The sequence below is a fragment of the Alteraurantiacibacter aquimixticola genome (assembly GCF_004965515.1).
Classification (GTDB): Bacteria; Pseudomonadota; Alphaproteobacteria; order Sphingomonadales; family Sphingomonadaceae; genus Alteraurantiacibacter; species Alteraurantiacibacter aquimixticola.
On the sequence record NZ_SSHH01000003.1, the window covers coordinates 439,523 to 464,375 of the forward strand.

The window sequence follows — 24,853 nt, forward strand, 5'->3', positions numbered from 1 at the left end:
AACAAAGTGGCTTTTCGCAACGCAACATAGCGGTTAGAGGCCCTGCATGTCGACCGTGGCCGAACCCCTTGATTCCATGCCGATGGGCAAGCGCGAGCTGATCGTGCTGCTGGCATTGCTGATGAGCCTCAATGCGTTGTCGATCGACGCCATGCTCCCCGCGCTGGACGATATGGCGCGCGAACTGGGCGCGACCGATGGCAATCGCCGCCAGCTGGTGGTGGCAATCTATTCGATCACCATGGGGATGGGCTGCCTGATCCCCGGATCCTATGCCGATCGCTATGGCAGGCGGCCGATCCTGCTGTTCTCGCTCGCCTGCTATGCCGGCTTCTCGCTGCTGGTGGCCGTGCTGCACCAGTTCAACCTGGTGCTGGTGGCCCGCGCCTTGGGCGGCTTGCTCAGCGCCGGGCTGATGGTCGCGCCGATGGCGATCGTGCGCGACCTCTATGAAGGGGACAAGATGGCCCGGCTGATGAGCGTGGTGGCCGCCGTCTTCATCACCGTGCCGGTGATCGCCCCCAGCTTCGGGCAGGCCGTGCTGCTGGTGGCGGGCTGGCGCTGGATCTTCGTGGCGCTTGCGGCGGTGGGCGGGCTGGCGGCTTGCTGGGTCTATTTCCGTCTGCCCGAAACGCTGCGTGACGAGCATCGGCAGGAGATCATCCTCCCCGTCATCGCGCGCAATATGAAGGATGCGCTGCTGAACCGGCAGTCGATCGGCTATGTGCTCGGCACGCTGCTGGTGATGGGCGGGGTCTTCGCCTATGTGAACATCGCGCAGCAGCTCTATTCGGAGCACTTCGGTGTCAGCGAGGCTGCGTTCCCGATCGTCTTCGGCAGCACGGCGGCGATGATGGCTTTCGCCAACATCACCAATTCGCGCATCGTCATGCGCTTCGGCGCGCGGCGCGTGTCGCATACAGGCGTGCTGGTGTTCATCGTGGTCAGCGCGCTGCAGGTCTGGGCGAGCTATTACCATCCCGGCGACATCAGCTGGTTCGTGCCGCTGACGGCCATCAATCTCGGCCTGCTCGGCTTCCTCGGCGCCAATTTCGGCAGCATCGCCATGCAGCCTTTCGCGCATATTGCGGGCGCTGCCTCCAGTGTGCAGAGTTTCTTCCGCATGTTCGGCGCGGCCATGGTCGGCCTGCTGATCGGCCAGCTCTATGACGGAACCGCGCGTCCCTTTGCCTGGGCGCTGCTGATCTGTTCTACCCTGGCGTTGTGTTTCGTGCTTTATAGCGAGGAAGGGCGGCTGTTCCGCCGCCTCAATGTGAAACCGCCCAAGGAGCGTATCGTCCCGTGACCGCATCTTCCCCGTACGACCTGATTGTTATCGGCGGCGGGGTGAACGGGGCGGGCGTGGCGCGCGATGCCGCCGGGCGCGGGGCGAAGGTGCTGCTGCTCGAAGCGCATGATCTCGCCAGCGGCACTTCCAGCAAGTCCACCAAGCTGGTCCATGGCGGCTTGCGCTATCTCGAATATATGGAATTCGGCTTGGTGCGCGAGGCGCTGGGCGAGCGTGAGACCTTGTGGGAGATCGCCCCGCATATCGTACGCCCGATGCGCTTCGTGCTGCCCGTCAACAAGGCCATGCGCGCGCATTGGAAGCTGCGCGCAGGCCTGTTCCTCTATGACCATATCGGCGGCAAGGGCACGCTGCCGGGCAGCGATGCGATCGACCTGGACGAGCATCCGGCGGGCCGCGCGCTGAAAGGCGAGTGCAGCGGCGGTTTCGAATATTCTGACGGCTGGGTAGACGATGCGCGGCTGGTGGTGCTGAACGCGCGGGACGCCACGCGCCACGGGGCCGAGGTGCTGACGCGCACCAAGGTCACCTCACTCTCTCGCGAGGGCGATCTGTGGAACGTGCGCGCCGGGCGCAAGACCTTCAAGGGCAAGGCGGTGGTGAACGCCGCGGGCCCTGCGGTGGACGACCTTGCCAAGCTCGCAGGCCTGACGCCCAAATACGGCATTCGCCGCGTGCGCGGATCGCATATCGTGGTGCCGCGCCTGTTCCAGCACGATTTCGCCTATATCCTGCAACAGCCGGATACGCGCATCTGTTTCGCCATTCCCTATGAGGACGATTACACGCTGATCGGCACGACCGATGCCGAACATCCCGGATCGCTCGACAGCGTGGAGCCGGACGAGGACGAGGTGCGTTACCTGTGCGATGCGGTGAACCGCTATTTCACGAAGAACGTCACGCCCGACGATGTCGTCTGGTCCTATGCTGGCGTGCGCGCATTGGTCGATTTCGGCGCCGACCGGCCCGAGGCGGCGACGCGCGGATACCGGCTCGTGCTGAGCGATGAGGAGGACGGCGCGCCTTTCCTCGGCATCTATGGCGGCAAGATCACCTCCTATCGCCATGTGGCGGAGGAAGTGGTGGACATGCTCGCCAAGCGCATGCCCGATGTGCTGACCGGAAAGCGCTGGACCGCGAAGGAGCACCTGCCCGGCGGCGATTTCCCGCGCGATGCGCAGGGCTTGCTGGTGGGCGAATTGCTGAAGGAATATCCCTTCCTGTCGAAGCGCGATGCGACGCGCATTGCCCGCGCCTATGGCCTCGATGCGATCGGCTGGCTGGACGATGCAAAGAGCTGGGAAGACCTGGGCCGCAATTTCGGCGCCGGGCTGAGCGAAGCCGAGGTCAATTACCTGCGCGAGCAGGAATGGGCCGTCACTGCCGAGGACGTGCTGTGGCGCCGCAGCAAGCTGGGGCTGCATCTGATCGAGCTTGAGGAGGCCGCGCTCGCTGCCTTCATGGGCGGCTGACCGCTATTCCGGCTGCGGTTTGGGCGTGGCCGGGCGCACTTCCTCATCACGCAGGGGCGTGGTCGGCATCGGCGCAGGCGGCGCCTCCATCCGCGCCATCACCATCAGTTCGCCGCGCGTCCAGCGCGGCATCGGGTCGACCGGTTCGGGATCGCGCATCGCGTCCCGCAGGCCGAGCCACAGGTAGCGCAGTTTCTCACCCGTCGTCGTATGGACACGGTGGTCCCATGCCGCCTCGCCGCGCTCGCGGACCTCGCGCCCGATCGCACCGTAGATGTGAGCGGCGGAGAGCACCGCCCAGCGGTCGCGGAAGCGCAGCCGCGCTGCGCCGAGGCGGGCGGCGGCCTCATGCTGTTCGGCAAGGTCGACCAGCCGCGCGGCGAGCTTCACCAGCTGCGGGCGGAACATCGGTTTCATGTGCTGGCCGGGCGGAATGTCGGCTTCCGCCAGCCACTCCTCTGGAATGTAGCAGCGGCCCGCCGCGTCATCCTCCCAGATGTCGCGGGCGATATTGTTGAGCTGGAAGGCAAGGCCGAGGTCGCAGGCGCGATCCAGCGTATCGTGATCGTCCGCCGGTACGCCCATTATCCGCGCCATCATCACGCCCACCGCCCCTGCGACGTGAAAGCAATAGCGCATCAGCTCGCCCTCGGTGCGCGGCCGCCATCCCGCGGCATCGAGCGCGAACCCATCGATCACGTCATCCGCCATTTCCTTCGTCAGGCGGCATTCGGCAGCGACGAGGCCCAGCGCGTCGAAGGCGATATCGGCCGTCGGATGGCCTTCCAGCGCGCGGTGGGTGAGGATGCGGATCGCCTCCACCCGGTCCTTCGGATCGCTATCGTCGAGCGTCAGCGTGCCGCCATGGTCCTGCCCGTCGGCAATATCGTCGCAGCGCCGGCACCAGGCATAGAGCAGGTGGGCCCGGTCACGCGTGTCCTCATCGAACAGCATGGAAGCGGCGGTGAAGCTCTTCGAACCTTCCTCGATCGATTCGCGCGCCTTGCTGATCAGCGATGCACGCGGACGCCCGCCGCCCGACTGGCGCGGCGTTTCGCGCAAGTGGCGCGATGGGATCAGCGTGCGTGGCCTCTTCACAGATCCTCGCTGCGGATCTGCAGGACGGTCTTGATCGGTTCGGCGGTAGCCATCTTGTCCAGCAGATCCTCTATCGTTTCGGCATCGATGATAATGCCACGATGGGGTTCGCGCACAAAGCCGACTTCCGCCATCTTGCGATTGAATTCCAGCAATCCGTCATAGAAGCCGAAAGCGTTGAGCAGGCCCACCGGACTGCTGTGATAGCCCAGCTGTGCCCAGCTGACCGCTTCCCACAATTCGTCCATCGTTCCCACGCCGCCCGGCAGGGTAACGAAACCGTCCGAAAGATCGGTAAACATCTGTTTGCGCTCATGCATCGTGTCGACGACATGCAGCTCGGTGCAGCCCTTGTGCGAAAGCTCGTGCCCCTCCAGCGCATCCGGAATGACGCCGATCACTTCACCGCCAGCTTCCAGCGCGCCATCGGCCACTGCGCCCATCAGCCCGACCTTGCCGCCGCCATAGACCACGCCGATTCCCTTGCGCGCGAGTGCATCGCCCACCTTGCGGGCGAGGTCGATATAGCCCGGATCGGCGGGCGTGGCTGAGCCGCAATAGACGGCGATGCGGTTGAACGGGGCTGTCATGCCCTGTCCCTTAGCGCGACAAATCGGCAATCATAAGCCCTGCCGTGGCCTTTGCACTGCCAACAACGCCGGGAATCCCCGCTCCGGGATGCGTTCCGGCCCCCGTCAGGTAGAAGTTCTCGATCACGTCGTCGCGGTTGTGGCCGCGGAACCATGCGCTTTGCGTCAGCACCGGCTCAAGGCTGAAGGCGCTGCCCAGATGCGCGTTGAGATCGTGGCTGAAGTCGCGCGGGGTGTAGTGGAAGCTGGTCACGATCCGGTCATGGATATCGGGAATCAGCCGCCGCCCGACCTCGTCGAGAATGCGCTTCTCCAACTGCGGGCCGACAATGCTCCAGTCGACATTGAGCTTGCCGAGATGGGCGACGGGGACGAGCGCGTAGAAGGTGCTCTTGCCCTCCGGCGCCATACCCGGATCGGTCACGGTCGGGTGGTGGAGGTAGATCGAGAAGTCCTCCGGCAGCACGCCGCGATCGTATATGTCCTCCAGCAGGCCCTTATAGCGCGGGCCGAACAGGATCATGTGATGCGGGATGCCGGGCCATGTCCCCTCAATCCCGAAATGGACGACGAAGAGCGAGGGAGAGAAGCTCTTGCGCGACAGGCTCTTCGCATAGGCCTTGCCGCGATGGCTCCCTCCCAGCAGGTCGCGATAGGAGTGCATGATATCGGCATTGCTGGCCACGGCATCGAATGTGTCGGACCAGCCGCTTTTCGTGCGCACGGCAGTGGCACGCTTGCCGGAGGTTTCCACCTGTTCCACCGCATCGCCGAGGATGACCTTGCCGCCCAGCCGCTCGAAATGGCGGACCATGCCGGCGATCAGGCGGTTGGTGCCACCGCGCGTCCACCACACGCCGCCATCCTTCTCCAGCTTGTGGATCAGGGCATAGATGCTGCTCGTCTTCATCGGATTGCCGCCGACCAGCAGCGTGTGGAAGCTCAATGCCTCACGCAGCTTTTCGCTGCGGATATATTTGCTGACCATGGAATAGACGCTGCGCCAGGCCTGGTGCTTGGCGAGCGCCGGGGCGGCCTTCAGCATGGACTTGAAATCGAGGAAGGGCACGGTGCCGAGCTTCACATAGCCTTCCTCGTAGACGCCCGCCGAATATTCGAGGAAATCGTCGTATCCGGCGACATCGGCGGGATCGAGTTTCTCGATCTCCTTCCTCAGCTGCTGATCGTCATTCGAATAATCGAAATTGGTCCCGTCCGGCCAGTTGAGCCGGTAGAAGGGCATGACCTTCATCAGCTCGACATCCTCGGCCATGTCGTGGCCGGTCAGCTCCCACAGCTCGCGCAGGCAATCGGGATCGGTGACCACGGTGGGCCCGGCATCGAAGGTAAAGCCGTCCTTCTGCCAGAAATAGGCGCGCCCGCCCGGCTTGTCGCGGCCCTCCACCACTGTGGTGGCGATGCCTGCGCTTTGCAGGCGGATGGCGAGGGCGAGCCCGCCAAAACCGGCACCGATCACACACGCCTTGCGGCTTTCTGCACTGGTCATTTGGAATCGCTTTCTGAGGGGGGAACTTGCAGCGCGGGGCGCGCGCTGGAGAGCGCGGAGAGCGCACGGGAAATGGGGACGGGTGGCTTGCCGATGAGGATGCGCGCCTTGTCCGCGAAGGTGGAGCGGCCTGCATAGAAGCGCTCGATCAGTCCCTCGGGCAGGCGATAGAAGCGTTCGAAGATGCGGAAGCGCTGCGAAGGCTCGGCCGCGCCGAACAGCATGTTGCCGAGCTTGCGGTAGAAACCCATGCGCCGCCAATGGGCGCGGGCGCGCGCTTCCAGCTTGGCGGAAAGCTGCTCGCCCGGAAGGTCCGCATCCTCGGCCACCGCCAGGGCGATCTCCACCGCGAAAGGCAGCGTGTAGCTGGTCAGCGGATGCACGAAGCCGCCGCGCGCGCCGACCATGGCGACGCCGGGAATCCGCTGCTCCTCCTGGAAGGCGGCGAAATTGCCGCCAGTGACGACGGGCAGCACGCCCGTCTCGAAGCCCAGCGGCTCCCCGGAAATACCCACGCGGCTGCAATATTGGTCGATCCGGCCGGACAGCAGGCTGCGGTCGAGCGCCGGATCGTCGGCGTAATAGGTGTCCTCCACGAAGAGGTCATGCGCGCCCAGCGGCAGGATGTAGACGAAGCGATAGGCGCCGCCATCGCCCGCCGGTGCCAGCTGGTCGACCGTCGCGTCCATGATCACCGGATGTTCGATGCCATGCGGCTCGGCGGTGCGCAGGTGGCGGCCCATGAAGACCTGCCAGCCGCCGTGGAGATACTCGCTGCCAGCCATCCCCCGCGCATCGATCACCGTGCGCGCGGTGATGCGCGTGCCATCCTCCAGCGTCACGCCCGCGGCATCGACTGTGCTCGCCTTGCGTCGCAGCAGGATTGCTTCCTCGGGCAGTTCGCGGTGGAGCGCCGCGGAAAGGTTGCTGCTCGACATGGAGTTGTAGGATGCGGTGAGTTGCCGCTGATAGGCGGGAAAGGCGACGCGGTTGCCCTTTCCCCAATGCGCCGTGCGAACGGTGGAAAGCAGCGTCTTGCCATCCTCCGACAAGTCGCTCGAAAACCAGCTCCAGCGATGATTGCCGCCCAGCGCCTCGCCCGCCTCGACCAGGCGCAAGGTCAGTTCGGGCCGGTGCCGCGCCAGCGCCAGCGCGATCAGGCCGCCCGACAGGCCGCCGCCGATAATCGCAATGTCGCAAGTGCGCGCGTTCATGACCCAAGCCTTAGCGCATGGCCCGCCCCGCGCAACCGGACTTCAGGGCAGGGTGGGGGCTGCGAATTCGGTGGGCAATTGCTTCAACTCTTCTTGCTATCGAGCGCGTGAGCCGAAACACATGCGGCAGGATCGAAGGGGCGATACGCGATGAAGCAGGGGGCAAAGCTTTGGCCGCACAAGAAGGCGTGGAAGGTCTCGCTTGTGCTTTTCCTTGTCGCCATTGCAATCCTGTTCGCCATGGATCGTCCGCCCCTGTGCGAATGCGGCAGCATCAAGCTGTGGCACGGCGTGGTCGAATCCTCGGAAAACAGCCAGCACATCACGGACTGGTATGCGCCCAGCCATTTCACCCACGGGTTGATCATGGCGGGTGTTGCCTGGCTGCTGTGGCGCAAGTGGAAGCTCTTCGGCGGCAGGCCCTCGCGCTGGGCGCTGCCGATCGCGGTATTCGTCGAGGCCGCATGGGAAATCTCCGAGAACACGCCGATGGTCATCAACCGCTATCGCGAAGTGACGATCAGCTGGGGCTATTCAGGCGATTCCATCGTCAATTCCGCAGCCGATATCGGCTGGATGACGCTCGGCTTCCTCATCGCCCTGCGCCTGCCTTGGTGGGCGAGCGTGGCGCTGGGTGTGTTCCTGGAGCTGCTGGCGCTGGCGGTTATCCGCGACAACCTCACACTCAACGTGCTGATGCTGCTCTATCCCATCGATTCTGTTGCGGCATGGCAGGCTGGCGGATAGATGCGGAACTCGTGGGGCAACCATGAGTTTGACCAGCATGAGAAAGACAATCGCGGCGCTTGCCGCTGCTTCCGCCATCGCGCTTGCCGCACCTGCCGTCGCACAGGATGAGGAGGGCGACACCGCAACTTCCGCCGATCCCTATGCCGATACCGTCTTTTCGGGCGACTATCTGAGCGTGGGCGTGGGCGTGGCGCTGAACCCGTCCTATTCGGGATCGAACGACTATGTTGTCACCCCGCTGCCGATCGTACAGGGATCGCTGAAGGGCGTGGACATCAATCCGCGTCCGGCGGGCCTGGCGCTGGACTTCTTGCAGGACCCGGAGGACGGCCCGGGCTTCGATCTCGGCATCGCCGCAAGGCTGCGTAGCGACCGGGCGATGCAGATTTCCGATCCGGTGGTGAAGAGCCTCGGCAAGCTCGACCGCGCTTTCGAGATCGGTCCCACGGCTGGCGTCAGCTTTGCGCAGGTGCTCAATCCCTATGACAGCCTGACGCTGACCACGGATGTGCGCTGGGACATTGCCGGCGCGCATGATGGCATGGTGGTCGATCCCTCCATCGCCTATTTCACGCCCGTCAGCGAAGGTGTGGCCGGGTCGCTGACTGTCTCGGCTTCCTACGGCGACAGCGATTTTCACGACTACTACTATACCGTCACCCCGGCGCAGAGCCTTGTGACGGGTGGCGAGCTGCCCGTCTACACGCCCGATGGCGGCGGTTTCACCAGTGTTGGCACGACGCTGCTTGTCGGCGTGGACCTCGACGGTAACCTCGCCAATGGCGGCTGGGCGCTGATCGCGATCGGCGGCTATTCGCGCCTGCTGGGCGATGCGAAGGACACGCCCTTCACCAGCGTGCGCGGCAGCGCGAACCAGTTCCTGGGCGTGCTGGGCGTCGGCTACACTTTCTGAGCCTTCCGAAAGGTCACAAGAAGGGCGGCGGATCACCCCGATCCGCCGCCCTTCTTGTGTGACGATTGCAGTGGCGATCAGTCCTCGCCGCCCTCCTCATCCTCGCCCAGCTCGAGCGCCGGGCGCGGGCCGGGGATGGGGGCGTCGCGGTCGCCCGTCATCAGATAGGTGTCGAACCATTCCATCATGCGGACATTATAGTCGTAGCGCGCCGCCGCCATGCCGTTGCCGTGCCCCTCGCCGGGATAGAAAACGAGGCGCAGCGGCGTGTCCGGGCGGCGGATCTTGATATGGCGATAGAGCTCGACGCTCTGCGTGGGGGAGACGCGCGTGTCCTCCTCGCCATGCAGGATCAGCAGCGGCGTATCGGCGCGATCGGCGTAATAGATCGGGCTGACTTCCAGCATGCCGGTCCAGTCTTCCCACGGCCATTGGCGGGCATGCACATTGTACATCTCCAACGGAATGTCGCCCGTGCCCATCTTGGAAATCTGGTTGGAGATGCCGACGAACATCACGCCCGCTGCAAATTCCTCAGAATTGTAGGTGGAGGACCATGCGGTGGCATAGCCGCCATAAGATCCGCCGGTGATCCCCACGCGCGCGGGATCGGTATAGCCAAGTTCCGCCAGAGCATATTTCGCGTCAACCAGGTCGGCGAATTCGGGATCGGTGTAATTGCCCTGGTGCTGCTTGGAAAAGGCCGTGCCATAGGCGGTGGAGCCGCGGTAGTTCGGCAGGAACACAGCATAGCCGCGTCCGGCAGCCACCTGTCCGGGGTTGCCGTATCCGGTCACCCAGCCGTTTGATTCATGCGCTTCCGGGCCGCCATGCACGTCGAGGATGGTCGGCGCGCCGCCGAAGTCCACGCCGCCCACCGGCTCGATCAATATGCCTTCCACGGCCTGCCCGTCGCGTGCGGTGAAGGTGACGGTGGTCTGGGTGCCGAAATCGATCTCCGCCAGCCAGGGATTGTGATCGGTCCAGCGCTGGAAGGTGTTGCCGGTGAACAGGAACAGCTCGTTGGGATGGCTGGGCGAATGCGCTTCGGTGACGAGGCGGTTGCCGCCATGTTCGATGCTGGTGAGGATCAGGCCTTCGGGATCGACCTCGCGCAGCATGTCGCCATCGTCCGAATAGAAGCGCAGCACGCTCTGCGCGCCGACATGGACGATCGTGGCGAGGCGGCCATCGGCCATCCATTCGGTATCGACCACCGCTTCCGCCGCGCCTTCATTGAGCGCGCGATAGGTTGCCGTCGCCGCATCGACGAGGTGCAGTGTGGTCGCCGCCGGATCGTTCACGTCCACACCTGCGATCAGCGAGAATTGCGAGCCGTCGGGCGCGATCTCGATATCGTCGATCTTGCCCGGCGTATCGACCACGCGGACATCGCCGGTGACGAGGTTGACGATATAGGGCTTGCGCGAAACCAGGCTGTCATCGACCAGCGTCGAAGGCGCGGAGGTGACGACCATCCAGCTGCCGTCCGGGGCAAGGTCCATGCCATCGACATGGCCGGGCACGTCGATCTCGCGCGGTTCGGGATCGACTTCGGCGGTGCCGGAAGCGGCGACGAACAGCCGGTTGAAGTGCTGTTCTTCCTCATAGATGCGCGCATTGAAGCCGAGATCGGCCTCGTCATCGCGGTCCTCATCGGGAGCCGCGGCGGCGAGCAAATAGATGCTCTCGCCAGAAGGAGCGATGGCGTAGGAGAGGACGTTCGCATCCTCCAGCCCTGCCAGCTTGCGCGGCGCGCCGCCGGCGACGGGGACGCCCCAGACGCCGCGCTTTTCGTCCTCGTCTGCCCAGAGATAGGTGATCATCGTGCCATCGGGCGAGAAGCCGATGCCCGACACGCCCACATCTTCAGGCAGGTAAGCGCGTGCCTGCATCGGGCCGTCGGCGAGGAAGAGCTGCTGCGATCCGCTGCCATTCTCCTCGCCGCTGGTCACGTCCGGGCGGCTGAAAGTGGTATAGGCGATGCGCGTGCCGTCTTCGGAGACGGCGACGGTGCCGGTATATTCGATGCGCGCGACGTCTTCGGGCGTCATCGGCCGGGCCATCACGGCGCTCGGCAGCAGGACGGCGCCGGCAAGAAGGGCGGTGCGAAGAGATTTCATGACAGGCAGGACCCCGTTGCAGTTACGAATGCAACCTTCATAGCGCGCGAGGCAGTCAAGGCAATGGCAGGCCTAAGGCGGTGTAACCGGGGTCTAAGCAGGGTCGAAAGCTGTTAGTCAGGGTTCGAATGGGAGGGAATTGACATGGAAATGCAGAACACGCGTGCAAGCCAGGTGGTGTCCGCCGCGCTCATCCTCACCGTGGTGACGCAGATCGCCTATATGGCGCTGGGCGCCAGCGGGCAGTCGCACATCGCCTATCCGATCTGGCGGACCGAGGCGCTGCTGGGGCTGGTGGTGGCCGTGGCCGGCTTCGTGATCGCCAGGCGCGATGCGCTGGTGGGTGGCTGCCTGGTCGCAGGCGGGATCTTCAACCTGATCCAGACCGGCATGGGGCTGACCCTGTTCTACCAGCTCGGCTATGGCGGAGAGGGGGAGCCCAACCCGGTCTTCATGCCCGTGCTGGGTTTTTCCTTCTTCCTCTATTTCGCGGCCAAGGCGGCGTTCGGCATTGCTGCGGTCGAGCTTGGGCGTCAGCTGTGGCGCCGCGCCGCAGGGGCATGGCGGATCGCCGGCCTGCTGGCGGCGATCACCGGCGTGGCTGCGCTGCTGGTCAATGCGACAGCCATGGCGATCGGCATGCGGGTGGTCTTTCCCGCCGGTGCGACGGGGACGGTAGCGACCTTCTTCCTTGCCCTGTGCCTGCTGGCCAAACTGCCAAGCGAGGCCGACTGAGCCCTATTCGGGATCGAGGCTCTTGGGCCGCTGCGGATAGACGTCGAACGTTCGTCCGCGCACGGTGATCGTCTCCGCCTTGAAGCCGCGCACATCGTGATCGCGCGCGCGGTGGCCGGTGAGCGAGACCTGGTCGCCCGGCCCTGCATGTTCCGGCCCGAAGCCCGAACGGCGAGCAACCACGGGCGGGGACAGGTCCACTTCCCAGATCTGCCCGCCGGTCCAGACACCTTCCTCGGTGCGGACCTGCAAATGCATATGCGGATTGCCGAAGCTGATGGTGACGATTTCGCCCGAAAGGCGGCTTTCTTCGTCCTCCGTCCAGCCCCAGCCGTGATGCGCGAAAGCCGCCAGCGGCAAGGCTGCGGCGGCGATCGCTGCGGTGAGGGTGATTTTCCTGATGCTGGCCATGATCCGGCCTCCTCTCGTAGTCTCCTCTCGCGCCCCGTCCTGGCTCCCTCATAGCACAGGGAAAGGCGCGAGAGGAGTAGCTGACCTCAGAGCGCGGTAGTGTGCTCCTCGATCAGCGTCACGGCGCGGGCAATGGCTTCCGCTTCGGGCAGGGACCCGGAGAGGATGTCATCGCCCATTCCGAGCAGTTCTGCGGAAATGACGGTGCCGGTCTGCGCTTCTTCCTCGATGGCGATACCGCCACGAGCCTGGGCCACGCGGTCCCATTCGGCGCGCACCGCCTGCCAGTAGCCCTGGGTCGCGGCCCAGTATTCGTCGGCGGCGCTCACCTCGTAATCGGCAAAGCGGGTATAGGTGTTGAGGACATATTCCTGCACCACCGGTTCCTCACCGCCTTCGACGAGGTCCATCTTGGTGTTGTCCTGCCAGTGGATCCAGCCATCGGGCGTCAGCTGGTGGCGGTTGATCGCGGCATAGAGGTCATAGACCAGATTGCGCACGGCATCGCGGCGGGCGAGCGGTCGCTGTGTCCAGTTGCTGCGCCAGCGGCGCACGCCGTTGGTGGTTTCCCACTGGCCCCATCCGGCATAGCGCGGGCTGTCATCCACCTGCCACACGGTCTGCGCCCAGCGGCCGGCGCGCATGCGTTCGGGTACCTCTTCCCACGCCCAGCGGCCGGGGCCTTCATAGGCGAGGATGCGGGCAGGCTCATATTCCCAGTCCTGCCGCCAGTGCTTGATCACCATCGGCGTGCCACCCGCATCGACCACCAGCAGGTGCTGCAGCACGATGCGCGTGCCCGTATCCTCGATCACGCGCACGCTTTCATGCCCGCCGGAAATCTTGCGCTCCAGCGGCTCGTAGCCTTCGCGCCACGGCGTCGATTCCTGCATGTCGAAACGCACGCGGTAATCGCCCGCCATGGCGAGGATGGTTTCGCGGTCGGCGGCAAAGCTGGCCTGCTCCTCAGTACCGGAGCGTTCGGCCACCGGGCCGTCGGCCAGCGCCGGGGATGCCGCCATGGCCAGCGCCAATAGCGATGATGCGATTGTCGTCTTCATCAGTTTCATGGTCGAGGGTCCCTTCCAATTCAGAACGTGTAGCTGAGCGAGACCGATGCATTGCGGCCGGGCCGGGTATAGGCATCGGTGATGGTGGAGGTGGCGGACAGCCCGCGCACATCCGACCAATAGGCATAGGTCTCGTCGAACAGGTTGAAGACGCCCGCGCGCAGCTTCAGCGCATCGGTAACCGCATAGAATGCGCTGATATCGAACACGGTAAAGCTGTCCGGGCGGAAGCATTCGGCCGAGCAGACACCGTCGCTGTCCTCCAGCGATTTGCGGGCGTTGTAGATGAGGCTCAGCTCCACTCCGGCACGACCGGTGGGAGAATTCCAGCCGATACCGGCGACCAGTTCGAACGGGTCGATGGAGCCGAGCGGGGAGATGGTGCCGTCGGGCGCTTGCACTTCGCCATCGGCATAGGCGGCGGCAAACCGGGTGAAGAAGCCGTTATCGAGCGTGAGGCTGGCTTTCGCCTCGATCCCTTCGACCGTCACATCGTCGAGATTGACGAACTGGAAGATCGTTGGATCGGAAGCAACCCCGCTTCCGCCAACATCGGCCTGGTCGATGAAATCGTCATATTCGGCGCGGAAGACCGCAAGGCTCAGCCGCGCATTGTCGTTCGTATAGCGGATGCCGGCCTCATAGCTGGTCGAGCGTTCGGGGCCGAGATCGGGGTTGGGCGTGGAAGTGTAGCCGAAGGCGGGGTTGGAGAAGAAATTGTTCACTTGGGCGGGCGTCGGCGCGCGGAAGCCCTGCGCATAGTTGGCGAAGAGCAGCAGGTCGGGCACGATCTGCGCCGTCACGCCCAGCTTGGGAGAAAGACGCTCGCCGCTCTGGGCCGATCCGGCGAAGTCCGGCAGCAGCGGATCGTCGGTCGGATCGAGCTTGTAGAAGTCGAAACGCAATGCGGGATAGATCGTCAGCGCGCCGTCCGCCAGGCGGATCTCGTCGGCAAGGTAGACGCCGCCCAGCGTGAAATCGGTCGCCGGGAAGGCACGGGTCGGGAAGGTCTCGCCAAAGGGCGGTTCGATCCCGTCGCGCAGGCCTTCCTGCCGGGTCCAGCTGATATCGCCGCCGACTGCCAGCACCTGTTCGATGCCGTTGCCGCCGAAATTCTTGCGCCCCTCCGCGACAAGGCCCCAAACCTCGTTCTCGAAGGTGTTGAGCCGCTCGCGATCGGGGCGCGGCGTGGCGGAGACGGGGGAGCGTTCCTCGCGGGTGAACTGCACGTCCTTGCCGTCCTGCCAATAGGCGGCAAGGTGGGCGTACTCGAGCGTTCCGTCGCCTTCCCACGTCCAGTCGAGCGAGAGGCGATTGCGGCGAGTGGAATCCTCTGCGGTAAGGCTGTCGACGATCCAGCTCGGGCTGGGGCCGAACAGGAAGGCGGGGCCTTCGCCGGACAGGACCTGGCTATCGACGTCGAGCTCCAGCCGCTCGCCCGTCAGGCGCAGGCGGTGGCCATTGTCGGCCCAGACGAGCTTGCCGAGGATCGCGTTGGAGTGCCCGTCCTGCGGGTTGGGCAGGGTGCGGCTCTCGCCAATGCCGCCGACCGTGCCCTGGTTCTCCAGCTCCTCGAAGTCGCGGCGGGTGAAGGCGACCATGGCGGAGACATTGCCGCTCTTGCCCGCCAGCGCGGCGGTCTCGGCAAACTCGTCATCGGCGGAGCTGTATTGCGCGGTCACGAAGCCGCCGAAGCTCTTGCCGCCGTCGATCAGGTCGACGGGGTCGCGGGTGATGAAGCTGACCGCACCGGCCAGCCCGTCCGAGCCATAGAGCGCGGAAGCCGGGCCGCGCAGGATCTCCACCGCCTTGACCAGCGAGACATCGGCATAGCCGCCGCGCCCAGCATCCTGCGCGCCGAAGCTGAAGCCCTGCGGAGCGCGGATGCCGTCCACCTGGATCAGCACGCGATTGCCGCCGATGCCGCGAATGGTGAACTCCTCATTCCGCGCGCGGCCGGTCGTGCCCAGGGCGGCGCCGAAGCGGGCAGGCGCACGGCGCACGCTGACGCCCGGCTCGTAGCGGACCAGGTCCTTGATATCGGTGACGAAGTCGTCGGCAATGTCCTCGTCTGTGATGACGGTCACGGTCGCGGGCGCAACTTCCTCGGCCACCGGTACGCGCGTCGCCGTGATGGTGATGCGCGATTCGGTGGTCAGCGCCTCGGCCTCCGCCGCCTCATCGGCCAGCGCGGCCTGCGCATTGAGCGCGAAGGCCAGCGCCAGCGAGGCGCAGAGCGGCCGGGCGATACGCTGCGAAGGCGCGCGCCGCGCCAGCCAGCGCGTGCAAGGATGAGGCTGCTGAGGGGCGGCCCGGAGAGGTGACATTGCGATTCCCTAGATGCAAATGCGAATGAGTCGCATTACTAATGGGAGTCGATGATGGGTCAAGCATGTTTTGCGAAGAGTTCGCAGTTATCCGTGGAGGATCAGGAAATCCCGTTCGTTTCCAGAAGGATGTCTTCCGGGCAGGGCTTGAGAAGCTCGCATGCCTTGTCCCATCCGCCATGCAGCCACAGGTCCTCAGCCTTGCTATCGGGCGGCAGGATCACGGGCATTACCTCGCGCCCGATCGCGCGCAGCCGCTGGTTGGCGGGGCAGGTGAGAATGGCGAAGGTGGGGATCTCGCTATCCTTCCACACGCCGGCAAAGGCGAAGATCTCCTGATCCGAGCAGCGGAAGTGGTGGCGGTTGCGGCGCCCCTCCACATCGATCCCCGCGCCCCATTCCATGAAGCTCGTTGCAGGGACCAGGCAGCGGAACTCGCTATTGCGCAAATTCCCGATCCAGAAGGGGCTGTCCACATTGCGCACGCTGGTGATGCCGCGCGTCGCGTCATGGGCGGAAGGGGGAGGCGGCACGCCCCAGATGCGCGGGATCATGCGATGCTGCCCGCGCCCCTTGCGTGGCCCTGCAATGAACTCGCGCCCGGCGGTGATCACCGGCGCGAACTGCCCCGGAGCGATATAGCCGCCTTGCCACGGATCATTGCCTGCCCAGGCTTCGAAATGCCGGGCGATCGCGGCCGCATCGGCATCGAGGCGGTAGAGCTGCGTCATGCCCCTTCTCCACTGGCGAGCCCGGGGTCGATGGGCAAGATTGCTTAAACATTTATATGAATAACATCGCAATTTCAGATCAGTCGGCACTTGACTGCGGTCAAGGCTTGCTGAATGCGCTTACGGTTAAGATCTAGAGATTACGCCGTACTTTGTCAGGGGAGAGCGCGCCATTCATACTGTGATTGTGAAATACAAGCTGCCCGCGCCCGTCCCGCGCGAGGATATGGCAGAGGCCTTTGCCCTGGCGGAGGAGCAGTTCGCCAGCCTGCCCGGCCTGGTGCGCAAATATTTCTGTTATGACGAGGGCGCGCATTGCGGCCACAGCGTTTATCTCTTCACCGACCAGGCTTCGGCGGAGGCCTTTTTCGGCCCGCGCTTCGTGCTCTCCATGCAGGAGAAGTTCAGCACCACGCCTGAGGTCTTTGGCGTGGACACCGTGCTGGTGGTGGACGGCCCCGAAGCCTGAGCCAAGCGCTCGACCGCTCGACTTCCGACCTGCGCGAGGAGGGGCGGTATCGCTCCCTCCTCGCGCATGGTTCTCTTTACCAGCCGATGGTCATGCCGACCCGGCCGGCAGTCTTGCCGCGCTTGTTGAAGCCCGTGGCGACACCGGCATTTAACGCCACGTGCTCGGTTACCAGTACACCAAGCTGCAAAGCGCCGGCATGCGCCCCGTCATAGGTCGCGACATTGGCGGTGAGGTTGAACCGCGTGTCGGGCAGGAAGGCAGCGCCGCCCATGGCGGTGGCCACTGCCGTGGAGGATGCGGCATAATCGCTCAACGCATCCACACGGCTTTCCAATCCTCCCACGCGCCCGTCGAGACTGGCCAGGCTGCCAGAAAGACCGTTGATCTGGCTTTGCAGATTGGCGTCGGCTGCCATGCGCGCCGTGGTTTCGGCATCGAGCGAGGCGCCGCTGGCGAGCGAGGCGACGTTGATCCCCTGTCCCAGCGTGCCCGAGGCATCGGCGGTCACCAGGTAGATGTCAGGCCCGACCTGCGCCGCGGTGCTCGCGGCAAGATCGCCGACGGTGACCGAGCTGCCAGCGCCGCCCAGCTTCACCTGGTCATCCCGGTCTGTCGTGGCGCCGGAACCGACCGCGGTGGAGTTGGCGAAAAGGGCATTGGCGTTGCTTCCGAGCGCGGTGGAACCTGCCCCCGCAGCCGCGTCGGCGCCAAGGGCGGTCGCACCGTTTCCGATGGTTACCGCTCCCGTTCCGTTGCCGTCTGCATTGCCGCCGATCGCGATCGATCCTATGCCACTGGCATCGGCATTATTGCCCATGGCGATCGTATCGGCGGCCCGCGCCGCTGCGGAAAGGCCAATCGCTACGCTCTCATCGCCATCGCCAAATGCATCAGAGCCGAGCGCCACCGCCGCATGGCCGTTGGCAGTTGTGCCGGTGCCGGAGGCGTTGTCATCGCTGCCGATGGCGACGGAGCTGGTCCCGTTGGCACTGGTGTTATAGCCGTATGCTGTTCCTCCCAGGGCTGCGACGGCATTGCTGCCGGTGGCCGTGCCCTGCGTTGTCGCGCGTGCATCCTGACCGATTGCCACTGCGCTGGAACCTGTGGTTTGTGCACCGATTGAGCTGCCGTCGCCATCGCCGCCGATCGCGATCGAACCGGTGCCGCTGGCATCGGCATTCTCGCCAATAGCAACGGTGTCCGTGGCGCGAGCCGCAGCGGAAAGGCCAATGGCAACGCTTTCGTCCCCCAATCCATACGCGTCGGAGCCGATTGCGACTGCTGCATGGCCATCGGCGGTGGTGCCGGTGCCACTGGCGTTGTCGTCGCTGCCGATAGCAATCGAGCTATCGCCATTGGCTTCGGTATCATAGCCGATGGAGACCCCCTGATTGCCTGGTGCGCGCGTATCCGTTCCGCAAGCGAGTGCATTGGTGCCCGTAGCCGAGGCCCCGTCATTGGCATCGGCGGCATTGGTCCCGCCATCCGCGCCGTTGAGGTCGCAAGTGGCTTGCGCGGAAGCCGTTTCGCCAAGGCTCAGCATGGCGACCAGCGCCGCCCCGGATGCGAGCGCCCATTTCAAGTTACGGGAATGTCCAGACACGATTTTCCTCCTTCATGAATTCGCCTGCGCGCATGAAGAAACAAATCACGACCCATCCTACGCACGCACGGCACGAAAAACGGCAGCCGGTATTTTGTCCGGTCTGGATGCTTGTTGACTGGTTTCGGAAAACTACCCCAAATTTCAGCCCGGATATTAGACTTCGCCGCAGTGACGGAGTCAATTGAATTGACGATGCCAGATCGCGTTATCCCGAAGCCTGAGCCAAGCGCTCGACAAGCCTCTCAGCCAGCCCTATCCTCTTCCCATCACGGGGGAGAACGCAATGGCCGAGACCGACCAGATTTCCGCATGGATTGCCCTGTTCCTGGGGCTTTACGCTGTCGGCGCCGCAATCGGCGAGCTGCGTTCGCCCGGCAGCTGGGCCGCCATGCTGGAGGACTTCGAGGAGCATGAGGGCCTGCGCTTCCTGACCGGCATCGTGGTGCTGGCGCTGGGCGCGGCAATCTACCTCGTCAACCCGTGGAACCCGGCGGACTGGCTTTCGGTCTTGGTCACCGTGATGGGCGGCGGCATGGCATTGGAAGGCGTGGTGATCCTCGGCTTCGGCAGGCCCTTCCTCCATTTCGCCGCCAGCATGCTCGGCGCGGTGAACCGGGTCTGGGCTCTGATTGCCGGCGTGCTGGGCGTGGTGCTGGTCTGCATCGCGCTGCTGCGCCTGTAACCCGCCGGGATTCATTGCCCATTAGGGCCTGCCATTCATAAGTACCTGATATTGGAGCAGTGTCAGCAGCGTCCGCAGTGCGAAGGGGCGCACTGCTTAGCGAGTGCCAATTCAGGGGATCGGGGAATGACGAGCAATTCTGGCAGCAATCCAGCCGATGCTCCCGATCACTATTACACGGTCGACATGCTGCGCGGCTTCGCCGCCATCGCGGTGCTCTTCTATCACTACCAGCATTTCTTCTACCCGCCGGGCGTATACCATATCGAGGTGCAGGATCTCGCAGGAGTGCAGCCGTTCTATGACTTGCTGTCCCCGCTCTATCAGCATGGCGGTTCGGCGGTGCAGCTGTTCTGGCTGATTTCCGGTTTTGTCTTTGCCAAGGTCTACGCATCGAAAGATACGCCGGGCAGCGAGTTCTTCATCCGCAGGTTCGCGCGGCTGTACCCGCTCCATTTCGTGACGCTGGTTATCGTCGCGGTGCTTCAGGCGCTCGCCTATGCCCGCTTCGGCAATCACGTGATCTACGGCTACAACGACAGCTACCATTTCGTGCTCAACCTTTTCCTCGCCTCGACCTGGGGGCTGGAGGAGGGATACTCCTTCAACCAGCCGATCTGGTCGGTTTCGGTAGAGATCCTGAGCTATGCGCTGTTCTGGCTGGTGGCGAAGAACCTGTTGCGCGCCGGCGCTTTCGGCCCGCTTGCCATCGCGGCGGCGGCCACCGTCCTGACTCAGCTCGAGATTGGGCCGCCGATGGTCTGGCCCTGCGTGACATTCTTCTTCATCGGCTGCGCGGTGTATAATGTCGCCGGCAACCACCCGCGGGCCGTGCGTGACCTGGCGATCGTCGCCGGGCTCGGCATGGCGATGCTGGCCATGAACGCGATCTTCGGTGAGCTTACAATCCGCAACGGCTTGCTGCCATTTTGCATCGCGGTTGTCGCCGGGGCGGCGCTTGTGGACCGTCTTCCGCTCGGCGCGTCCTTCAAGCGGTTCCGTTTCATCGGGGACAGCACCTATGGCTGCTATCTGTGGCACTTCCCGATCCAGGTCGCGCTGTTCCTGCTGCTGGACTGGCTGGGCGTGAGCCTCAGCATCGCCAGCTCGCCCCTGTTCCTCGCCGGGTTCATTGCCATCTCGACGCTGGCCGGGTGGTTGTCCTTCGTCGCGTTCGAAAAGCCCGCCCAGCGCTCGATCCTGCGCTGGTGGAATACGCGCAGCGGAAGGAACGTCGCCCCGGCCCGCCATTCTGCACCCTAGCTTCGGCCTGGAGGGCGTGGACAGGCGCAAGCATTGCGCCTAGTATCCGCATTCCCCGGGGAGCGAGCTTTCGCTGAGAGGGGCGGGGTAAGCGCCGCCCGACCCGTTGAACCTGAACCCGTTAGCACGGGCGGAGGGAAGGGTCTGGCAGCCATGCCGCAATGCCTTCTCCATGCCCGATATCTGGAGAGTGCTTCGCATGGCCGACATCAATTCCAAGCTTGAAATCGGTGTGACCACCGGCCCCATTCGCGGCAGCCGCAAGATGCATGTCGGGCCGCTGAAAGTCGCCATGCGGGAGATCGAGCTGGAGCCTTCCAGCGGGGAGCCGCCGGTGCGTGTCTATGATACGTCCGGACCCTATACGGACCCCAATGCGAGCATCGACATCCAGGCCGGCCTGCCCGCCCTGCGCCGCGAGTGGCAGCTCGCCCGCGGCGATGTGGAGGAATATGACGCGCGCGAAGTGAAGCCGGAAGATAACGGCCAGCTGGGCCCGGACCGTTCGGGCGGCGTGCCCGCTTTCCCGAATGTGGCGAAGAAGGTGCTGCGCGCCAAGCCCGGCGCGAACCTCAGCCAGATGCATTACGCCAGGCGCGGCATCATCACGCCCGAAATGGAATATGTGGCGGAGCGCGAGAATCTCGGCCGCGCCAAGCTCGCCGAATATGTGCGTGACGGGCAGGACTGGGGCGCCGCCATCCCCGACTATGTGACGCCCGAATTCGTCCGCGACGAAGTGGCGCGCGGGCGGGCGATCATCCCCTCCAACGTCAACCACCCGGAGGCCGAGCCGATGGCGATCGGCCGCAACTTCCTCGTCAAGATCAACGCCAATATCGGCAACTCGGCCGTCGCCTCCGACGTGGCGAGCGAAGTGGACAAGATGGTCTGGTCGATCCGCTGGGGTGCGGACACGGTGATGGACCTCAGCACCGGCCGCAACATCCACGACACCCGCGAATGGATTATCCGCAACAGCCCCGTGCCGATCGGCACCGTGCCGATCTACCAGGCGCTGGAAAAGGTCGGCGGCATTGCCGAGGACCTGAGCTGGGAAGTGTTCCGCGACACACTGATCGAACAGGCCGAGCAGGGCGTGGACTATTTCACCATCCACGCGGGCGTGCGCCTCGCCTATGTACCGCTGGCAGCCAAGCGCGTGACGGGCATCGTCAGCCGCGGCGGCTCCATCATGGCGAAATGGTGCCTCTCCCACCACAAGGAGAGCTTCCTGTATGAGCATTTCGACGAGATCACGGAGATCTGCAAAGCCTATGACATCGCCTACTCGCTGGGCGACGGGCTGCGTCCCGGCTCCATCGCCGACGCCAATGACGAGGCGCAGTTCGCCGAGCTCTACACGCTGGGCGAGCTGACCAAGCGCGCCTGGGCGCAAGACGTGCAGGTGATGATCGAGGGCCCCGGCCACGTGCCGATGCACAAGATCAAGGAGAATATGGACAAGCAGCTGGAGGCCTGCGGCGAAGCGCCCTTCTACACGCTCGGCCCGCTCGTCACCGATATCGCACCCGGCTACGACCACATCACCAGCGGCATCGGCGCCGCGCAGATCGGCTGGTACGGCACGGCGATGCTTTGCTACGTCACGCCCAAGGAACACCTCGGCCTGCCCGACCGCGACGACGTGAAGGTTGGCGTTGTGACCTACAAGCTGGCCGCTCATGCTGCCGACCTTGCCAAGGGCCACCCGGCGGCGAAGGTGCGCGACGATGCCCTGTCCCGCGCCCGCTTCGAATTCCGCTGGCGCGACCAGTTCAACCTCAGCCTCGATCCCGATACGGCCGAGCAATATCACGACCAGACCCTGCCTGCGGAGGGCGCCAAGACCGCGCATTTCTGCTCCATGTGCGGGCCGAAGTTCTGCTCGATGCAGATCAGCCAGGAAGTGCGGGATTTTGCAGCGAAACAGAACCAGCCGAGCGATGCGTTTATCGCGGCGGCGGGCGATGTGGTGGCAGAGGCCAAGCGCGGCATGGAGGAGATGAGCAAGGTCTATAAGGACAAGGGTGGGGAGTTGTATTTGCCCAATGACGAGGCTTGATACATCGTCGCACCTCGGCGGCGCTCAAGCCGTCCGAGACTGCGGACCTATCGAATCAGATGTAGCCCCGACAGAAAAGTCGCAAACGGTGGACTACTCACTAGATTTGGTTGCTAGGAGCTTTGTGGAACAGCGCTAGCGGGAATGATGCCTTCTTCAATCATTCGCGCACAGGAAATCATATCACCACCAAATCGTTGCTCGGATCGTTCTTTCGCCGTCGTTTCGGCAATTTGGAACAGGGCGGAGGAGTTGTTCGCATTGGCATAGGCGTCCGTGAACGCTTGGGCATCAACAAAGTTGTCTTCAGGAGACTTATCTTCTGCAGTCATAGCTTCAGTTGGCCTCTCCTCGGTTGATCTGTTGGCGGGCGTTTCCTGCGCTGGCCAAGGCATGAAAAAGCGCGCGATTTCGCTCACGACGTCCTCACTCACACTGTCAAAGGGCTTCGTCCCGGATTCATCGTCTTCTGGTCCTATTGTGACATTAGAGGCAATTCTGAACGCATTCAGCATTTCTCGAAGCGCGTCGCGGGCATCGCGCCGGGCACTGTCTCGCAATTGACCAATGCGGAGCGGGTCGAACTGACATCCCTCTCTCGCCAGATTATCGAGATCGTTTTGGTCTATGGCATTGAACTCATAAGATTCCAGCGCCAGCTTCGCATCGCGCCAATGGGCTAGAACCTCACGAGCCATTCTCTCACTTTGGCTGGTAAGTAGCGCCTCGCGATACTGGCCTACAAGGAAGTCCAGCGAGTGTTCATTAGCATTGCTTTCCGCCAACTGCTGGGCCTGCTGCCGAAACAGATCCCATGACTGCAAGGCAAAGCTCTCTGTCTGCGTATTTTTCGGATACCTTTGGATATTGACGGTCAGCATTAGTCCGTCACGAACTTCCACATAAGTCGGGTCTGTCGTGCCTCCAGATATTCCGCTATCGACATTCCGCGAGGCCGTATTTTTCTGCATCACGCGGCCCGTATTGTGGTCGAAAAACAGCTTGCTCCAGTCCATCGGCGTCTGACGATTCTGCTGACGGCGAAGAACATAATGGCCGGGCCTGAACGTCGGACCTATTTCTAACGCCGACTGGGGCATGTTGAGTGTCATCACGTAGTCTAGAAGGATGTCGTCATTCTGCCCGCCTGAAAAAAGGCTTTGACCCAACTCAAACAACACACGCGTTGTGCTTGGAGAATAGTCGTTTGCGAGATTTCGGCCTTCTTGAGCCAATTGCTGCATTAACGATGAGAGAGGACCTGTTCCAGTATCTATTTCCATGACCACAAGACGGATTCCTATTGTGCCGCCATTGTATTTTTCTCGAGGGCTGATTGGGATGTTGCTGAGGTTAAATGCTTGCTGAGGTTCAATGCTCTCTGAATAGTAGACCAATTTAAGTTGCCCGGAACTACTGCTTCCGTCAGTTGGAGCACCGTCAGTTCCTGAAATGGGCGAATAATCAAATCCCGCCGGCGATTGTTCACCTTCGCCTGAGAATTCAAATACGTGAGCGAGGATGGCTATCTCTGCGTCGTCGCCGAATGTCGAATATCCAAACTCGGTACCGGAAAAAGAACCTTCGAGAATCCGCTGTCCGATTACGACCTGTTCTAGATTGATCGCGTAAACATCTTCTTTCTCGAATGGTCGCTGCCCGGAATTTGTGGGGAAATAGCGTCGCTCCAACGCTCCCAGACTTCGCAACTGGCCGGCCTCAAGCTGCCTGTCTGGGGAGTCCGCCATTCTGTAATCGACCTGCCCCGGATCAATATGCGAAACACACGCCGAGCAACTTAGAAGTAAAAGAGCTGAGAAAGATACGCGAATCATAAAATTCAATCCCCCACTATTGAATTCGATGAAATCTTTTCACAGGACAAGACATAATTCAAGTGGTCTAACGCTGGATTGTGTTAGAAGGGATCGACGAGCCCTAGAAGGTAAATTCACCCCTCCCGCACCGCCTCAAAATAAGCCCCGACCGCATGCTGCACATGCCGGAACCGGTCTCCGCCCAGATGCTTGCCGCCATACCACCGCGTCACCACCACCAGATGATCGCGCAGGCCCTCGCGTTCCAGCATGCGCAGGATGATCATCCCTGCGCCGCTCTCGCCGTCATCATTCTTGATCGGCCCTTCATCGCAGATCAGGCCCCAAGTGTTGTGCGTCGCCTTGGCGAATTTCTTGGTGCGCTTGAGCTTGGCCAGCAGCGCCTTCGCCTCCTTCGAGGATCGGCACGGCGCGCCGGACACGGCGTATTTCGATCCGCGGTCGGCAATGATCCCGTCAAGCGTCAGCATGGCGCGCGAGGTAAAGCCAGGCGCGGCGCAATGCAAAGGCGGGGACCTTTACGTACCCGCAAGCGGCTCGGACTGAGGCATCGCCAGGCGTCCCGGCCACGCCGCTGCTCCGCAACCCCAAAAGTGCTTGGTTAATCCTCTGATTACACTTGGCAGGTAATCTCCCCAGCCAGATGGTGCCACGCCGCTGTGTTGGGGACAGAC

At 63.5% G+C, this 24,853-nt stretch carries 21 protein-coding genes and 1 riboswitch; of the genes, 9 read left to right on the top strand and 12 right to left on the bottom strand.

Going from position 1 to position 24,853, the window contains the following annotated elements; genetic code table 11:
• Window positions 1-46: 46 nt before the first annotated feature.
• Both E5222_RS12995 and glpD read left to right on the top strand, forming a co-directional pair.
• Entirely contained in the window at window positions 47-1,306 is a 1,260-nt protein-coding gene (locus E5222_RS12995) for a multidrug effflux MFS transporter (RefSeq protein WP_136694201.1), read from the top strand.
• Entirely contained in the window at window positions 1,303-2,784 is a 1,482-nt protein-coding gene (gene glpD / locus E5222_RS13000; RefSeq protein WP_136694202.1) for a glycerol-3-phosphate dehydrogenase, read from the top strand. The genes E5222_RS12995 and glpD overlap by 4 nt, the downstream gene beginning before the upstream one ends.
• A gap of 3 nt (window positions 2,785-2,787) precedes the next feature.
• Here the strand turns inward: glpD and E5222_RS13005 are convergent, their stop codons facing one another.
• Genes E5222_RS13005 through crtY form a run of 4 tightly spaced genes read right to left on the bottom strand, consistent with a single transcriptional unit; the run spans window position 2,788 to window position 7,193 of the window.
• Complete coding sequence (locus E5222_RS13005; protein WP_246021776.1) at window positions 2,788-3,846, bottom strand: phytoene/squalene synthase family protein; 1,059 nt, start codon at window positions 3,844-3,846, stop codon at window positions 2,788-2,790.
• A 32-nt stretch (window positions 3,847-3,878) separates the two neighbouring features.
• On the bottom strand, window positions 3,879-4,472 hold the full coding sequence (locus E5222_RS13010; RefSeq protein ID WP_136694204.1) for an LOG family protein: 594 nt from the start codon (window positions 4,470-4,472) through the stop codon (window positions 3,879-3,881).
• A gap of 10 nt (window positions 4,473-4,482) precedes the next feature.
• Window positions 4,483-5,979, bottom strand: a complete 1,497-nt coding sequence (locus E5222_RS13015) for a phytoene desaturase (protein ID WP_136694205.1) — start codon at window positions 5,977-5,979, stop codon at window positions 4,483-4,485.
• Window positions 5,976-7,193 (bottom strand): lycopene beta-cyclase CrtY, encoded by a 1,218-nt coding sequence (crtY, locus tag E5222_RS13020; RefSeq protein WP_136694206.1) that lies wholly within the window; start codon window positions 7,191-7,193, stop codon window positions 5,976-5,978. The genes E5222_RS13015 and crtY overlap by 4 nt, the downstream gene beginning before the upstream one ends.
• Before the next feature lie 150 nt (window positions 7,194-7,343).
• Here crtY and E5222_RS13025 point away from each other — a divergent pair, with 150 nt between their 5' ends.
• Window positions 7,344-7,940 (top strand): DUF2585 family protein, encoded by a 597-nt coding sequence (locus E5222_RS13025; RefSeq protein WP_136694207.1) that lies wholly within the window; start codon window positions 7,344-7,346, stop codon window positions 7,938-7,940.
• A gap of 37 nt (window positions 7,941-7,977) precedes the next feature.
• On the top strand, window positions 7,978-8,856 hold the full coding sequence (locus tag E5222_RS13030; protein WP_246021766.1) for a MipA/OmpV family protein: 879 nt from the start codon (window positions 7,978-7,980) through the stop codon (window positions 8,854-8,856).
• A gap of 77 nt (window positions 8,857-8,933) precedes the next feature.
• Here the strand turns inward: E5222_RS13030 and E5222_RS13035 are convergent, their stop codons facing one another.
• A complete protein-coding gene (locus E5222_RS13035) occupies window positions 8,934-10,979 on the bottom strand; it encodes a S9 family peptidase (protein ID WP_136694209.1) in 2,046 nt (681 codons plus the stop codon).
• 144 nt (window positions 10,980-11,123) lie between these two features.
• Between E5222_RS13035 and E5222_RS13040 the strand changes: the two genes are divergently transcribed.
• On the top strand, window positions 11,124-11,714 hold the full coding sequence (locus E5222_RS13040; protein ID WP_136694210.1) for a hypothetical protein: 591 nt from the start codon (window positions 11,124-11,126) through the stop codon (window positions 11,712-11,714).
• A gap of 3 nt (window positions 11,715-11,717) precedes the next feature.
• Here E5222_RS13040 and E5222_RS13045 read toward each other — a convergent pair whose 3' ends face one another.
• The 4 genes from E5222_RS13045 to E5222_RS13060 all read right to left on the bottom strand — a co-directional run bounded on the left by E5222_RS13045 (window position 11,718) and on the right by E5222_RS13060 (window position 16,253).
• Window positions 11,718-12,125 (bottom strand): DUF6152 family protein, encoded by a 408-nt coding sequence (locus tag E5222_RS13045; protein WP_136694211.1) that lies wholly within the window; start codon window positions 12,123-12,125, stop codon window positions 11,718-11,720.
• An 86-nt stretch (window positions 12,126-12,211) separates the two neighbouring features.
• Complete coding sequence (locus E5222_RS13050; RefSeq protein ID WP_136694212.1) at window positions 12,212-13,195, bottom strand: DUF6607 family protein; 984 nt, start codon at window positions 13,193-13,195, stop codon at window positions 12,212-12,214.
• Between the two features lie 20 nt (window positions 13,196-13,215).
• Window positions 13,216-15,522, bottom strand: a complete 2,307-nt coding sequence (locus E5222_RS13055; protein WP_136694213.1) for a TonB-dependent hemoglobin/transferrin/lactoferrin family receptor — start codon at window positions 15,520-15,522, stop codon at window positions 13,216-13,218.
• A 101-nt stretch (window positions 15,523-15,623) separates the two neighbouring features.
• Window positions 15,624-16,253 (bottom strand): SOS response-associated peptidase family protein, encoded by a 630-nt coding sequence (locus tag E5222_RS13060; protein ID WP_136694214.1) that lies wholly within the window; start codon window positions 16,251-16,253, stop codon window positions 15,624-15,626.
• Between the two features lie 187 nt (window positions 16,254-16,440).
• Between E5222_RS13060 and E5222_RS13065 the strand changes: the two genes are divergently transcribed.
• Window positions 16,441-16,722, top strand: a complete 282-nt coding sequence (locus E5222_RS13065; protein WP_136694215.1) for a YdhR family protein — start codon at window positions 16,441-16,443, stop codon at window positions 16,720-16,722.
• A gap of 76 nt (window positions 16,723-16,798) precedes the next feature.
• Here the strand turns inward: E5222_RS13065 and E5222_RS13070 are convergent, their stop codons facing one another.
• Window positions 16,799-18,328, bottom strand: coding sequence for a YadA-like family protein (locus E5222_RS13070; protein ID WP_136694216.1), 1,530 nt, complete (start codon window positions 18,326-18,328; stop codon window positions 16,799-16,801).
• A gap of 286 nt (window positions 18,329-18,614) precedes the next feature.
• Between E5222_RS13070 and E5222_RS13075 the strand changes: the two genes are divergently transcribed.
• From E5222_RS13075 to thiC, 3 genes are all read left to right on the top strand, one after another.
• Window positions 18,615-19,013 (top strand): hypothetical protein, encoded by a 399-nt coding sequence (locus E5222_RS13075; RefSeq protein WP_136694217.1) that lies wholly within the window; start codon window positions 18,615-18,617, stop codon window positions 19,011-19,013.
• 126 nt (window positions 19,014-19,139) lie between these two features.
• Window positions 19,140-20,276, top strand: coding sequence for an acyltransferase family protein (locus E5222_RS13080; RefSeq protein ID WP_136694218.1), 1,137 nt, complete (start codon window positions 19,140-19,142; stop codon window positions 20,274-20,276).
• A 46-nt stretch (window positions 20,277-20,322) separates the two neighbouring features.
• Window positions 20,323-20,432: riboswitch (TPP riboswitch) on the top strand.
• Window positions 20,433-20,475: 43 nt separating this feature from the next.
• Complete coding sequence (gene thiC / locus E5222_RS13085) at window positions 20,476-22,341, top strand: phosphomethylpyrimidine synthase ThiC (protein ID WP_136694219.1); 1,866 nt, start codon at window positions 20,476-20,478, stop codon at window positions 22,339-22,341.
• 113 nt (window positions 22,342-22,454) lie between these two features.
• Here thiC and E5222_RS13090 read toward each other — a convergent pair whose 3' ends face one another.
• Together E5222_RS13090 and E5222_RS13095 are read right to left on the bottom strand one after the other, a co-directional pair.
• Window positions 22,455-24,185 (bottom strand): hypothetical protein, encoded by a 1,731-nt coding sequence (locus E5222_RS13090; RefSeq protein WP_169053591.1) that lies wholly within the window; start codon window positions 24,183-24,185, stop codon window positions 22,455-22,457.
• Window positions 24,186-24,292: 107 nt separating this feature from the next.
• The gene (locus E5222_RS13095) at window positions 24,293-24,649 is read right to left on the bottom strand and encodes a YigZ family protein (RefSeq protein WP_136694221.1); all 357 of its coding nucleotides are present in this window, start codon (window positions 24,647-24,649) and stop codon (window positions 24,293-24,295) included.
• Window positions 24,650-24,853: the final 204 nt, after the last annotated feature.

Bases quoted from the DNA above. Each gene is read 5' to 3' on its own strand.
- E5222_RS13010 (WP_136694204.1), bottom strand. From the start codon at position 4,472: ATGACAGCCCCGTTCAACCGCATCGCCGTCTATTGCGGCTCAGCCACG.
- E5222_RS13050 (WP_136694212.1), bottom strand. From the start codon at position 13,195: ATGAAACTGATGAAGACGACAATCGCATCATCGCTATTGGCGCTGGCC.
- E5222_RS13075 (WP_136694217.1), top strand. From the start codon at position 18,615: ATGGCCGAGACCGACCAGATTTCCGCATGGATTGCCCTGTTCCTGGGG.
- E5222_RS13025 (WP_136694207.1), top strand. From the start codon at position 7,344: ATGAAGCAGGGGGCAAAGCTTTGGCCGCACAAGAAGGCGTGGAAGGTC.
- E5222_RS13015 (WP_136694205.1), bottom strand. From the start codon at position 5,979: ATGACCAGTGCAGAAAGCCGCAAGGCGTGTGTGATCGGTGCCGGTTTT.
- E5222_RS13030 (WP_246021766.1), top strand. From the start codon at position 7,978: ATGAGAAAGACAATCGCGGCGCTTGCCGCTGCTTCCGCCATCGCGCTT.
- crtY (WP_136694206.1), bottom strand. From the start codon at position 7,193: ATGAACGCGCGCACTTGCGACATTGCGATTATCGGCGGCGGCCTGTCG.
- E5222_RS12995 (WP_136694201.1), top strand. From the start codon at position 47: ATGTCGACCGTGGCCGAACCCCTTGATTCCATGCCGATGGGCAAGCGC.
- E5222_RS13095 (WP_136694221.1), bottom strand. From the start codon at position 24,649: ATGCTGACGCTTGACGGGATCATTGCCGACCGCGGATCGAAATACGCC.
- E5222_RS13055 (WP_136694213.1), bottom strand. From the start codon at position 15,522: ATGTCACCTCTCCGGGCCGCCCCTCAGCAGCCTCATCCTTGCACGCGC.
- thiC (WP_136694219.1), top strand. From the start codon at position 20,476: ATGGCCGACATCAATTCCAAGCTTGAAATCGGTGTGACCACCGGCCCC.
- E5222_RS13045 (WP_136694211.1), bottom strand. From the start codon at position 12,125: ATGGCCAGCATCAGGAAAATCACCCTCACCGCAGCGATCGCCGCCGCA.
- E5222_RS13080 (WP_136694218.1), top strand. From the start codon at position 19,140: ATGACGAGCAATTCTGGCAGCAATCCAGCCGATGCTCCCGATCACTAT.
- E5222_RS13035 (WP_136694209.1), bottom strand. From the start codon at position 10,979: ATGAAATCTCTTCGCACCGCCCTTCTTGCCGGCGCCGTCCTGCTGCCG.
- E5222_RS13040 (WP_136694210.1), top strand. From the start codon at position 11,124: ATGGAAATGCAGAACACGCGTGCAAGCCAGGTGGTGTCCGCCGCGCTC.
- E5222_RS13060 (WP_136694214.1), bottom strand. From the start codon at position 16,253: ATGACGCAGCTCTACCGCCTCGATGCCGATGCGGCCGCGATCGCCCGG.